Annotated in this window: 13 protein-coding genes; 2 read left to right on the top strand and 11 right to left on the bottom strand. The window is 31.6% G+C overall.

Translation table 11 applies throughout. The features are described from left to right. Positions 1-23: 23 nt before the first annotated feature. The 9 genes from KA873_RS05635 to KA873_RS05595 form a co-directional block, all read right to left on the bottom strand. On the bottom strand, positions 24-1283 hold the full coding sequence (locus KA873_RS05635) for an aminoacyltransferase (RefSeq protein WP_107385323.1): 1260 nt from the start codon (positions 1281-1283) through the stop codon (positions 24-26). 291 nt (positions 1284-1574) lie between these two features. Beyond that, entirely contained in the window at positions 1575-2234 is a 660-nt protein-coding gene (locus KA873_RS05630; protein ID WP_107384592.1) for a type 1 glutamine amidotransferase domain-containing protein, read from the bottom strand. Between the two features lie 120 nt (positions 2235-2354). Then, positions 2355-3098, bottom strand: a complete 744-nt coding sequence (gene trpA / locus KA873_RS05625; protein ID WP_107505365.1) for a tryptophan synthase subunit alpha — start codon at positions 3096-3098, stop codon at positions 2355-2357. Beyond that, positions 3091-4305: a tryptophan synthase subunit beta gene (gene trpB, locus KA873_RS05620; protein WP_107384590.1), complete on the bottom strand. Its 1215-nt coding sequence runs from the start codon at positions 4303-4305 to the stop codon at positions 3091-3093. Before trpB ends, trpA begins: the two co-directional genes overlap by 8 nt. A 2-nt stretch (positions 4306-4307) precedes the next feature. Continuing rightward, entirely contained in the window at positions 4308-4937 is a 630-nt protein-coding gene (locus tag KA873_RS05615; protein ID WP_107384589.1) for a phosphoribosylanthranilate isomerase, read from the bottom strand. Further along, positions 4934-5716, bottom strand: a complete 783-nt coding sequence (gene trpC / locus KA873_RS05610; protein ID WP_107384588.1) for an indole-3-glycerol phosphate synthase TrpC — start codon at positions 5714-5716, stop codon at positions 4934-4936. The genes KA873_RS05615 and trpC overlap by 4 nt, the downstream gene beginning before the upstream one ends. After that, positions 5700-6719, bottom strand: coding sequence for an anthranilate phosphoribosyltransferase (gene trpD / locus KA873_RS05605; protein ID WP_394859699.1), 1020 nt, complete (start codon positions 6717-6719; stop codon positions 5700-5702). The genes trpC and trpD overlap by 17 nt, the downstream gene beginning before the upstream one ends. After that, on the bottom strand, positions 6685-7281 hold the full coding sequence (locus KA873_RS05600; RefSeq protein WP_107384587.1) for an anthranilate synthase component II: 597 nt from the start codon (positions 7279-7281) through the stop codon (positions 6685-6687). The genes trpD and KA873_RS05600 overlap by 35 nt, the downstream gene beginning before the upstream one ends. Next, positions 7278-8687 (bottom strand): anthranilate synthase component I, encoded by a 1410-nt coding sequence (locus KA873_RS05595; RefSeq protein ID WP_107384586.1) that lies wholly within the window; start codon positions 8685-8687, stop codon positions 7278-7280. Before KA873_RS05595 ends, KA873_RS05600 begins: the two co-directional genes overlap by 4 nt. A 723-nt stretch (positions 8688-9410) precedes the next feature. Here KA873_RS05595 and KA873_RS05590 point away from each other — a divergent pair. Next, positions 9411-10502 (top strand): prephenate dehydrogenase, encoded by a 1092-nt coding sequence (locus KA873_RS05590; protein ID WP_107386072.1) that lies wholly within the window; start codon positions 9411-9413, stop codon positions 10500-10502. 290 nt (positions 10503-10792) lie between these two features. Here the strand turns inward: KA873_RS05590 and panD are convergent, their stop codons facing one another. Further along, positions 10793-11176: an aspartate 1-decarboxylase gene (panD, locus tag KA873_RS05585; protein WP_107384584.1), complete on the bottom strand. Its 384-nt coding sequence runs from the start codon at positions 11174-11176 to the stop codon at positions 10793-10795. Between the two features lie 126 nt (positions 11177-11302). Here panD and KA873_RS05580 point away from each other — a divergent pair, with 126 nt between their 5' ends. Beyond that, complete coding sequence (locus tag KA873_RS05580; RefSeq protein WP_107505052.1) at positions 11303-12175, top strand: oxidoreductase; 873 nt, start codon at positions 11303-11305, stop codon at positions 12173-12175. A 287-nt stretch (positions 12176-12462) separates the two neighbouring features. Here KA873_RS05580 and KA873_RS05575 read toward each other — a convergent pair whose 3' ends face one another. After that, positions 12463-13734, bottom strand: a complete 1272-nt coding sequence (locus KA873_RS05575) for a Y-family DNA polymerase (protein ID WP_107505053.1) — start codon at positions 13732-13734, stop codon at positions 12463-12465. Positions 13735-13779 lie beyond the last annotated feature (45 nt).

The following is a 13779-nucleotide window of genomic DNA, read 5'->3' as shown; positions in this document are numbered from 1 at the left end:
TTCCTTTCTAAATATAATACGTATTACTTTTTATCTTTTAATCCCTTTAACATTGTATAAATTTTGTACATTGGTTTATTTATTGGTTTTATAAAATCACCAACATATTCAACTACATCAGCGTTGAAGCCTTTTTTAAATTTAACAACACCTGCATCTTCTGCATCTTCTGAAAAATCACCACTAACGCCATAGAAGTTATATCTATCAATATTATTATCGATTGCATAATTTATCATTTTCCATTGTATTGCATAGCTTCCCGCAAAATGTCTAAATTCGTTAGATGTTCCTCCAGCGTAATACACTACTTCGTACGGATTAACAATAAAGAATGCTGCTGAAATTGGTAATTCATTACCGTGTTGTTCTTGTAATGACTTAGCTTCATCAATTTTTTGCTGATTTGCAATAAGTTGTTTTTCTAAATTTTCTTTTTTATTATATGCTTTTTTATTTTCAGGACGTTTTTCTATATCTTTAAGCGCTTTGTTGATATCTTTACTTAACACTTCACGCTCTGACTTGAGTTCATCGATATATGCTTCAAAATCCATATAAGCTAATGGCACCAATACACGATTCTTATAATACTTTAACCTATTGTAATAGAAACTGTCTTCTCTATCATCGAAATCTTTAGATTCTGAAGTATCTTCCATAAACGAACGGAAAATAGGTAATTCATCTTCGCCTAAGAATCTGACCTTCACGCCATTTTTTTGAACTTTTTTCGTATTACGTTTACGTAAACTATCCATATCATTTAGTACATCTTTTGCTGTCTTATCTTTTAAGTCTAATACAGAATGGAATCTTATTTGAATAATTGGATCAAAACCAGTTAAAAACCCTTGATGTTTATAACCAAGTTGTTTCATTTTATCGAAGATCCAATCATGACCTGCATTTTCTAATACATCTCCATCGTGATTTCGATATTGATATGCTAAGTATGGATCTACTCTTAAATATAATGCATTATGTTTTTTTACATATTTAGCTAATTCATTGAAAAAATAATGGACGAGTTCTTTATTTTCGAAATCAATCACTGGTCCACGATTTGTATAAAAATATTTAAATATTTTCATAACTGGTACAGCCGTTAATAAACATGCTGCTATAACTTCATTTTCATTATTTTTAACGCCTACTAAATGTGTTTCTGTGCCTTCTGCAATTTTTAACTCATAATTCCCTACCATCTGTGTGAAATGACTGTTGGGCATGTGATCAACAAATGCACCAAACTCTTTTGCAGTTAAATTCGTAAATTTCATTTTATATACTCCTATTTGTCTATAGTACTTTATTTCGAGTTTAAACTTTAATCTTAATTATTATACAATATTCAATTATAAAACTAAATCGATACCCTAGTTAGAATTACTAAATGCTACAATTCACTTATAATTTATGTATTGTTTTATTATAGCATTACTTTTATTCTAACAAAGAATAACTATTTAAACACAAATCTTAATTTAATTATGTAAATATAAAAACTACTAACAAGTTTTTTACTTGTTAGTAGTTCATGTTACCCAATATAACTTATTTTAAAAACCCCACTATTTTAAGGCATCTTTTAATGCTTCACCGATTGCTACACTTGATTGAGGATTTTGACCAGTGATGAATTGACTATCTGTTTCAACATGTTCCGTAAAATTATCTTTGGTAACGAATTTAGCGCCCTGTTGCTCTAATTCTGTTTGTGTTAAGAATGGTACTTTATTCTCTAGTCCCATCGTACGTTCTTCATCATCTGTAAATGATGTTAAAGTAACACCTTCTACGAGATATTTACCATTTTTATCTTTTGCACCGACAAATGCACTTGGTCCATGACATACAGAACTTATAAATTTGCCTTCATGTTTAAAATCAGACAAGATATTAGCTAATTTTTGATTATGAGCAAAATCAAATACTGTACCATGACCACCTGGTAGGTAAACTGCATCATAATCTGAAACATTAATGTTATCTATACTAGGCACATCATTAATTTTTTCTACAAATTGTGCATATTTCGTTAATTCGTCATTTTGAGTTGAATTTGGATCTAAAGGTATTTCTCCACCTTCTATTGAAACGATATCTACGTCGATACCTGATTCTGTTAAAATATGATAAGGTTCACTTGCCTCTTCCAACCATAATCCAGTTGGTGTACCATCTTCATATTGTGCTCTACTTGTTATAACGAATAAAACTTTTTTATTCACGATTGTCACCTCTTCATTTATTTAGGTTATTATCTACTTGAAATCACGTCAAATTCATTTCGATGTTTCAATTTTGACTATCTATTTCAAATAATACCCATCTAAAATAAACATTACACATCATTTATTAATTTGTACATCATCTAGGGTTGTTCTAATTGAATTTAGATACGCGATTGTCGATTCTTTTTGGTCTTGTTCAAACCGTTTAACAATTTCACTACCGATGACTATACCATCAGCTACTTCGCTAATGTCACTAAAATGCGTTTTAGTACGAATACCAAAACCGGCTACTACAGGTACATTTGCTTTGTTTTTAATTTTTTCAATTTTTCGTTTTAGTTCTGGATGAAACTTTCCATTTTCTCCAGTTGTTGCATTCATTGTAACTGTATAGATAAACCCTTCCGCATTTTCAGAAATTTGATTGATGCGTTCATCAGATGTTGTCATAGCAATTAATGAAATAATATTAACTTTGCGATGAGGATGTCTATCTTTTAATTGTTGGACAAGTTCATGTGGCAAATCAGGTATAATTAATCCATATACACCAGCTTTCTCACATGCATCAAAAAATGCATCTTCTCCATAATGATTAATTATATTGATATACGTCATAAGTACATATTGACTGTTTATAGAATCACGATGTGCAGTCAGTTCATCAAAAATATATGCGATGTTCACGCCTTGTTGTATGGCTTTATTTCCAGCTTCCATAATCACTGGCCCATCAGCTACTGGATCTGAAAATGGAACGCCTACTTCAATAATATCCGCGCCTGATTCACTTAATATTTTCATATTTTCAATAAAATTTTTGTTCCCCATGATATAGGGAATAAATAATTTATGCATTACTTTCGCCACCTTGTCTCATGTAGTTTCTAATCGTTTCCATATCTTTATCACCACGTCCTGACACAGTTACAACAATGATTTGGTCTTTATCCATAGATGGTGCTAGCTCTTCAACAAAACTTAATGCATGCGCACTTTCTATCGCAGGTATAATACCTTCTGCCTGGGTAAATTTCACCAATGCATCCATGGCTTGTCTATCACTAGCAGTTGCATATTTAACTCTTCCAATATCATGATAATATGAATGCTCAGGTCCTACACCTGGATAATCTAACCCAGCTGAGATTGAATGTGCTAATTCTATCTGTCCATTTTCATCTTGTATTAAATACATTTTTGTACCATGTAAAATACCTTCATGACCTTTATTTATTGCGAGTGCATGTTTGTCACTATCAATGCCCTCTCCTGCTGCTTCAACACCATAAAGTGCAACATCATCTTGAATAAATGGATAAAATGTACCAATAGCATTTGATCCTCCGCCTACACATGCAATTATCGCATCTGGTAAACGCCCTTCCTTCTCTTTGATTTGATCTTTGATTTCAGTACCTATAACTTTTTGGAAATCTCTCACTATTGTCGGGAATGGATCTGGTCCTAATGCAGAACCTAATAAATAATGTGTATCGTCTACATGACTTACCCAATATTGTAACGCCTTATTAACTGCATCAGATAACGTTCCTTGTCCTTCAGTCACGGGTTCAACTTTTGCACCAAGTAATTCCATTCTAAATACATTCAATTCTTGTCGTTTGATATCTTCTTCACCCATAAACACCACGAGTTCCATATCAAATAAGGCTGCTGCTGTCGCGCTAGCAACTCCATGTTGTCCTGCACCAGTTTCTGCAACTAATTTATTTTTGCCCATTCTTTTAGCTAAAAGTGCTTGACCTAGTGCATTATTAATTTTGTGGGCACCAGTATGATTCAAATCTTCTCTTTTTAAATATATTTTTGCCCCGCCTAGCGCTTCTGTATATGATGCCGCATATGTTAATGGTGTCTCTCTTCCTACATAATCTTTTAAATAGTTATTCAATTCATTTTGAAACTTAGGATCTAGTTTAGCTTTTTCATAAGCTTGTTTAAGTTCTTGAATTGCTGGCATTAATGTTTCTGGGACATATTGCCCACCAAAATTGCCAAAAAATCCAAATTCATCTGCTTCTGTCTGTATGTTTTTAACCATATTTAATTAACTCCTTTTACAAGTTCTATGATTGCTTGCATTTTTTCGCTATCTTTTACACCATTTGTTTCGATACCACTTGCAATATCATAACCATTGTGATTTAAATTAAGTTTACTTACACTTTGAATATTTTTATAATTCATACCGCCAGCTATTAAAAAATCCACATCTTTTATATCTTTTAAGATTTCCCAATCATAGGATTGGCCAGTACCACCGTAAGAAATTGATGGTGTATCAATAATAAATTGATCTACAAAACCTTTATAATATTGAATATGCTTCGCTAATGTATTTGTGTTTTTTGCAGGCAATGCTTTAATAATCTTTATATTGTCTTTTTTTTGACGTATAAAATGAATAATTTCCAAATTTTCCAACCCGTGTAATTGGATGGTAGTTATATTTGTATTATCTATGAGATTACTGATCGTTTGATAATCTGGATTTACTACAATTACTACTTTGTCTTTATCTTCTGGTATTATGTTAGCAAATGTTTCTATCTTATCGATATCCACATAACGTTTACTTTTGGGGTAATGAATAAAACCAATTGCATCAATATCTAAATCTTTTGCTTTATATACATCTTCAATTGTTTTAAAACCACAAAATTTCAATTTCATACCTTCACCTTATCTAACTTTAGACTTGGTAAAAACTGACTTAAATCATCACATTTCATTAATGATTCGCCGATAAGTAAACCATCAATACCTGCATTTATAATACTTGCAACGTCTTGTTTGTTGCGAATACCACTTTCAGAAATATAATAATAACCTGCTTTTTTATTTTCTAATATTTCATTTGTATGCAAAACATCTGTTACAAATCGTTTTAAATCTCTATTGTTTACACCAATAATTTTGGGATCTAACTTGTAAGCACGTTCCAATTCTTCTTTATCATGAACTTCTACTAATACTTCTAAATTTTTTGATATCGCATAATCATATAAGGCTTTTAACTGTTGATCAGTCAATACATTTACAATAAGTAAAATAATAGATGCACCTGCCTTTTTAGCAACATCAATTTGAATAGGATCAACTACAAAATCTTTACACAATACTGGTAAATCAGTTACTTGTGTCAAAGTTTGTAATCGTTCGTAACTCCCTCCAAAATAATGTTCATCTGTTAAGATTGAAACTGCGTTAGCACCATATGCTTCATACGCCTTAACTTGTTGTTTCAAATCTCTCCCTGGAAGTTCAGATAATGTCGGACTTTTCGATTTAATCTCAGCGATAACCGATAATTGATCAGCTTGTGCTAACTGTGACTCAAACGTTTGTTTATGCGTAATGTCTACCTCATCAAGGTCTGATAATTTTTTTGTATAATAGCCATCCTTCAATAATTCCTTTTTATATGCTACTATTTCATCCAATATAGTCATACGTTTTACCTCCCATTTTGTTATATTGTTTGAGTGCATCTCCATTTTCAATTAATATTTTTGCTTTATGAACACCTTCTTGAATAGTGGCTGCTTTTTCAGCAACATATAAGGCAATACCTGCATTCAATAACACCACATCTCTTTTAGCACTTTGATCTTTACCATTTAATATTTGTTTTGTAATTTCTAAATTTTCCTGAGGTGTGCCACCTTTTAAATCCGTATTTGGTGCATAATCTAACCCTAAATCTGTTGCATTTATAGAATAAGATTTAATATGTTTGTCTTCCGTCACTTCATATAGTGTGTTATTTCCAGATAATGTAGCTTCGTCCATACCATTTGCACCATGTAAGACGATTGCTCTTTTTCTACCTAAATCTGCTAATGTTTGCGCAATTTTATTTAATTGAGACGGTTCATAGACACCCATAACTTGATAATCTAATTTGAATGGATTAATTAATGGTCCAGTAACATTAAAAATAGTTGGATTACTAATGGCTTTTCTTAACGGTTGAATATGCTTCATAATTGGATACGTTTCAGTCGCATTTAAAAAAACAAGCCCTTGTTTTTTTAAATGTGTTGATGTTTCCTCAACACTTCGTGTCGGAATACGCATTGCATTTAATAAATCGGTACTCCCTGATGCTGATGTAACGCTTCTATTACCATGTTTAATAACTGGTACACCTGCACTTGCCAATACAAAAGAAACTGTTGTTGAAATATTAAAACTATTAGATTTATCTCCGCCAGTACCACAAACACACATACTATTAGGAAAAGTTGGTTGTGTAGGGTACATAGACCCTATTAAGCTTTTTGAAATATATGTTAATTCCGCTTGACTAGGTTCTCTTTCCGAAAAGGCTTCTAACAGTTCTCGTTTTATATCATCTTCTAGTTGATCTGTGATTAACAATTCTATAAATTCGTTCATTTGTGTTTGATTAAGTGGCTTATACTGTTTTATATGATTTTGTAGACTCAACATAATTGACCTCCTCTACTATATTTAAAAAGTTACTTATGATTGCTTCACCGTATTCCGTAGCAAAAGATTCGGGGTGATATTGTATGCCAAAATGTAAGTCATTAATATGCTCAAATGATTGAATACTATCTTTTGTTTGAGCAGTTACTTTTAATGTATCGGGTAACGTTTTTGGGTCACTAATTAATGAATGATAGCGCATTATTTCAGAATATTCTGTAATATTTCGGTATAGTTTGGATTCTCTTACAATCTGCATCGTATCTTTTTTACCGTGACATATTTTTTCACCTTGGATAACATCACCACCGTGGTAACATGTCAACGCTTGTGAGCCCAGACATACACCTAATATAGGTTTATGTTTATAATGTTCAATAATATTGACTAAATAGCTAGTATCTAATGGATGTCCAGGTCCTGGCGATATAATCAAGCCATCTATTTTTAAATCAAATATTTCAGGATCATCTGGATACTTAATAATTACATCAGAAGTCTTTCCTACAATATTGACTAAGTTATACGTAAAAGAATCGTAATTATCCACTACTAAAATCATGGTGATACCTCCAATAAACTTTTGGCTTTTAATTTTGTTTCTTCTAATTCTTTTTCAGGTATTGAATCATAAACGACACCACATCCTGCTTCTACATTGATGTATGTATCATCAATCATCATTGTACGAATCGCTAAAGCAAAATCTAGGTCATGATTACAGTTGATATATCCTATTCCTCCACTGTATACACCTCGTTTTTGAGGTTGGGCTTCATAAATTCTTTGTATTGCTCTTAATTTAGGTGCTCCTGACACGGTACCTGTAGGTAATAAACTTGCAATTACAGTCATTGGCGAATAATTTGATTTCAGTTTTCCTGTTACCTCACTAACGATATGCATAACATGTTCATAGCGTTCAATTGACATTAACTTTTCAATTTTAGAACTAGCAATTTCACTCACTCTATGAATATCATTTCTACCTAAATCAACAAGCATGCTATGTTCGCTTATCTCTTTTTCATCGTTGATTAGTTGTTTTTCATTTTCAAGATCTTCTTTGTCAGTCGTGCCTCGTTTAATTGTTCCAGCTATAGGATTTGTGACTACAGTTTGCCCTTTCACTTTGACAAAACTTTCAGGCGAACTACCTACAATAATCGGTTCATCAAAATTCAAATAATACATGTAAGGACTTGGGTTTTGTCTCTTTAAATTCTGATAAAGCTGATACGATAATTGTTGTAAATTCATTCCAAAATTATGTTTATACTTATATATAATTGAGGGTACAACTTGAAACATATCTCCTTGTTGTATCAATGATTTCATTTCACTAACAGTTTTTTTAAATTGATCTGGTGTAATGTTTGATTCAATTGCTTTGTCTTTTATGTCATTTTTTATAGGCGAAGGATATATATTTATATTTTGCAACTCATCAACATGACGTTTGACACGTAATGCTAATTGTTCTTCATTTTCATTGGAAAACAAGTTTGTGGATATAACGTATAGATGCTCTTTGTAATGGTCAAATACGTATACATCTTCTACCATGTGAAATTTAGCATCGTGTTGTTTGTGGTCAGCTAAACCGATTTGCTTTAATACAGGAAATTCATGTCTTACCAAATCAAAACTGCATGATCCAACAAAGCCTGAGATAAATGGTAATTGTGCTAAATCTTCGTCTTCTATTTCTACTTTATATTGATCTATAAAAGCTTTCAGTTTGTCATATGGTGCTTCGTTTTCTATCTCTGTTTGCTTGTCATTGTATTGAATGGCCATATTTTCATTATCTAAAGTCACTGAGCCATATACATCAAATATTACAATTGAATAACGCCCTTTCACTTTAGATTGTTCTGTACTTTCCAACACTATTTTTTGTTTTTTTAATCTTGCCAATGCTTCTGGTGTTACTTCAGCATTTATCTTTTGATATTGCACCTTCATTTTTACTCCTCCTTATAAAAAAAATCAGCATCCTTAAATATTAATTAAGGACGCTGATGCGCGGTACCACCTAAATTAGTAGATAATATCAATCTCACCTACTCACTCATTTAATTATGCAATTTTAATCCAACAAAACCCAATTTCAGTATGTGTAGGTGTTAGTTTTCATCTACCACTAACTTTCTGCTTGCTACCATTCACAACTTACTACATTTTGTTTTTTATATAAAAAACACCACACTAACGCATGCTGTAAGGACGCGTTACCGTGGTGCCACCTTAGTTAACAATTTCATTGTTCACTTTAAAAATTATTATATTATGCTTACGTTTAAAAGCCCAATTCACAATATATGTTGTGCTAATTTCCATCTACCATTAGCTTTCTACTTGCTACAAATCACATACGTTACTTTACCTTTCAAACGGCAACTGTCGTTGCAAAATGAATTAACTAGAATAATACAAGCATCATTCATTTTTGTCAACTCTTATTTTTAATTTAAATTCTTCTACTTATTTAAAGTAATCTGGTGACTTAGTGTTTTAATTATATTGAAATTGTGTAAGCTAAATTGTTTAGAATCAAAAACTGTTAAACCAGTGGCCTTATAAATGAGTTCTGCTTATGAAATAGAAAATAAAACATGTATTGCGAATTAACTACTCCTACTATACAATGTTACTATTCTGAAAATTTTGATAGAGGTGGTCAGCAAAATGAAACAAATACTTTTCGTAGGTTTAGGCTTAATTGGTGGTAGTCTGGCAAGTAATTTAAGATATTATCATAATGACATTGAAATCACTGCATATGATGCAGATTGCTCCCAATTAGAAAAAGCTTTATCTATTGGAATTATTGATTATCAATCTACTGATTATAAAGCCTGTGTGGAAAATGCAGATATTATTATTTATGCCACACCTGTGCAACAAACAATCAAATACTTACAAGAACTACCAAACTATCAAACAAAGTCTGACGTCATTGTTACCGATACTGGCAGTACTAAATTAACGATTTTGCAATATGAACAATACCTTTTAAATCACAATATTCACCTAATTGGTGGTCATCCGATGGCAGGTAGTCATAAATCTGGCGTACTCAATGCAAAGAAACATTTATTTGAAAATGCTTTTTATGTTTTGGTTCACGACGAACCTGCAAATGATAAAGCTTTTGATGAAATACGTTCATTACTTAGTACAACAAATGCAAAATTTATTGCTACTAATCCAAAAGAACATGATTTTGTGACAGGAATCGTTAGTCATGTCCCTCATATCATTGCGTCGAGTCTCGTTCATTTAAATGCAAACCACGCATCTCACTCTTCATTAGTTAAAACACTTGCTGCTGGAGGTTTTAGAGACATTACAAGAATTGCAAGTGGCAGTCCAATTATGTGGCGTGATATTACTATTGAAAATAAAAATACTATTGTTGATATATTAAAAGAATGGAAATCACAAATGGAAGATGTCATTACGCTCGTTGAAGAAAACAAACCGGACGCGTTATATAATTTTTATAATGATGCAAAAGTATATAGAGATGAACTCCCCCTTAAATCACAAGGTGCACTATCTATAGAGTATGATCTTTATGTAGATATTCCGGATAAACCGGGTATGATTAGCCAAGTAACACATATCCTTAGTTTACATAATATTTCTATAAGCAACTTAAGAATATTAGAAGTCCGTGAAGATATTTATGGTGCGTTACGTATTAGCTTCAAAAATCCAGAAGACCGTAAAAAAGGCGCTGAAGCATTAAGTGATTTTGATACTTATATTGAATAGATTTTATCTTTTTAAAAAGGTTAATTACTTAATTGTTATTGTTTTATTTATTTTTTGTTTGCATAAATCGTAAAGTACATATTTAAGCCAACCACTCATTTCTGTGGTAATGGTTGTTGTTTTTTACAACGCTAAATTTAAAAGCATTTTCAATTTATTATCAAATATAAATATGAGCCTAGCGCAGTTTTCTTTTGTTAGAAAGCTACGTTAGGCTCATATCGTTTCATTCTCGTATCTCGGTATAGTTTGGATGAGACTGTTTATATTTCAAATGTTGTTTTACATAACTAATTTAGCAATTTTCCTTCTTCTTCTTGTATCATCTCTATAATTTCATTTTTTTCATTCATAAGCGCGACTTTTGGATTGTGATTTAATGCTTCTTCTGCAGTAACTTGTACATAAGACATAATAATAATAATATCATTTACTTGAACAAGCCTAGCAGCTGCACCATTCAGGCATATCTTTCCACTATTACGTTCTCCTTCAATCACATAGGTTTCTAATCTTTCTCCATTGTTATTATTAACAATTGCAACTTTCTCATTAGGTAATATATCTACTGCATCTAAAATATTACGATCTATCGTGATACTACCAACATAATTAAGGTTAGCTTCTGTTACACGTGCACGGTGTATTTTTCCATTCATCATAGTTTTTATCATTTGATTTATGCTCCTGTTCAAAAAAATAATTTTACATTTTTAGTTGATTAACACTTCATTATTGATTACTATCATAAACATATCTATTATAATTTTATTTTCTAAATAAACGGAGGTCAACTATAAATGAAAAAGATAGGTGTTATTGGTCCTGGTGCTGTTGGTAGCTGCATCACAGTTCAACTTTTAACAACAGAACATAAAGTCTATTTAATTGGTCAACGTAATGAGCACATTACCTATCAAGATGCTTCGAATAACGTAAATATAGTACTTAATGTTGTTAAAGCATCAGATATTACTGAACCATTAGATATTATATTCATCGCTGTTAAAATTCCACACTTAGAGGGATTATATGAACAAATCAAGCATTTATCACAAGATACTACTATTGTTATACTAGCTCAAAATGGATATGGACAACACTTAAAACTTCCTTTTCCAAATATATATCAAGCTGTAACTTATATTAGTGGTCAAAAGACCGCTCAACATGTGATTCACTTTAGAGATGAAATACTGCATTTACAACAAGATGACAACACAGTGTCATTGAAAAAAATATTAGCTTCAAGTGGTCTTTCGCTTGTGTTACATAAAAATATTGAAGTGGAAATCTGGTATAAACTATTAGTTAATTTAGCAATCAATACAGTTACAGCGCTTGGAATACAGCCTGCATCTATTCTCAAGCAACCTCATATTAAATCATTATGCATATCGTTATTAAATGAAGGTTATATGATTGCTAAACATTCTGGTATCAATCTTTCTGATAACGTTATTGAAGAAATAATGACAATTTATCAAGGTTATCCAGACGATATGGGAACAAGCATGTATTATGATGTACTTTCAAATACACCATTAGAAATCGATGGCATACAAGGTTTTCTATATCGACAAGCTCGAAAGTATAAATTAACAACACCTCATCTAGATACAATTTATGCTTTATTACTATCTAGACATCATACTTTTTTAAATAACTCATAGTAGTAATGTAAAGTCTATTATATCCTCCTTACCATACCAATATGATATTTATACGTTTAATAGATGTACGTTAGATTTTTTACTTACCTAGCATAGACAAATCATCTATTATGTTATAGATACGTTATTTAAATTGTATTTGTTAAAAAGCTAACTAAGTTTAATTCAACAGCTACTTTAGAGACGGGCTGCACCGTATAAACTTACTTAAAATTATCCCGGTTCCATATATTGCTAATGAAATTGATTTATGACTATATTAAACGTTCAGTTTATCATTTTAATTTTTACATTTTATGCCCTGCCATAAGTCCTAAACGCCCATGTTTTGTGCCTGCATCTGTATAGGAGATTGCTTTAGATACGATACCTTTACCAAATTTTTGATGTAGCGCATCAATCGTTTTGGCCAATTTTTCATTCCTTTTTCTTTCGTATTCATCTATAAATAAATTCAATTGTGTATTTCGCTCATCTATAAACTGCGTGAGTGAAATGCTCACCGTTCTGTACAACATTGTTGGATCACATAATTTATCTGCTAAATATTCAACCACCTTAAAAATAGTACCATCTAAATTTGTTGGATCTTCTAATGTGTATTGTTTCTGCACCCCTCCTTGGTCACTATAACCAAATGAAAAGTGTATTGTCTTAGCTAATTTATTTCTTGCTCTAACACGACTCGCTACGTCCTCAATTAATTCCTGCATCACTATTTTAGCTTCATCATAATGGTAATCACGCATCAATATTTGACTCTTACAAATTGAAGGATTAACTACACTATACTTGTCTCTTATTCTACTTTGATCAATACCATTTGCATGCAAATGTAAATCCACACCTACAGTACCAAAATCCCTTTTTAAATATTGATATGGATAATGAGCTAAATCACCTATAGTAAAAATACCTCTTTTATTCATTTTTGCTTCTGTTTTTCTACTAATCCCCCAAAATTTACTCAATGGTGAAATAGGCCAAAGTTTGTGCGAAACATCTTGATATCTCCATTCAGCAATGAGATCATCAGTATGTTTTGCTTCTACATCCATTGCAACTTTACTCAATAACATATTTGATCCAATCCCTATCGAACAATGTATACCTGTCTCTTCTAGAATTTCATATTGCAATTTTTTACAAAAAGATTGAATTGTACTACTAAATCTGTGATAACTATTTGTTACATCCATAAAAAATTCATCAATACTATATTGGTGTAAATCTTCTGGAGCAACATAGCGTAAAGCGATTTTAGAAATTGCTACTGAAACTTCCAAATATTTTCTCATGCTTGGATTGATAATATATATATCATTTCTATGAGGGATTTCGAATAATCTTGACCCTGTTTTAATACCTATAGCTTTTAGTGGCCCCGTAGCAGCCAATACAACCGATCCCTGTCTCTTAGTATCCGCAACAACTGCTAACTTTTCTTTCATTGGATCTAATCCTTTTTGTATGCAAGAAACACTTGCAAAAAAACTTTTTTGGTCGATACACAATATATCTCTTTCCTCTAACAGATTGTAATCATAAAATTCATACATATAACATTCCTCCCTTAATCACTTACATTATAAAAGAACATACGT

Origin of the sequence: Staphylococcus sp. GDY8P45P (genome assembly GCF_017892745.1) — a bacterium.
GTDB lineage: Bacteria > Bacillota > Bacilli > Staphylococcales > Staphylococcaceae > Staphylococcus > Staphylococcus cohnii.
Note: the sequence above shows the minus strand (reverse complement) of the source record. Positions and strands in the feature narration are given on the sequence as shown.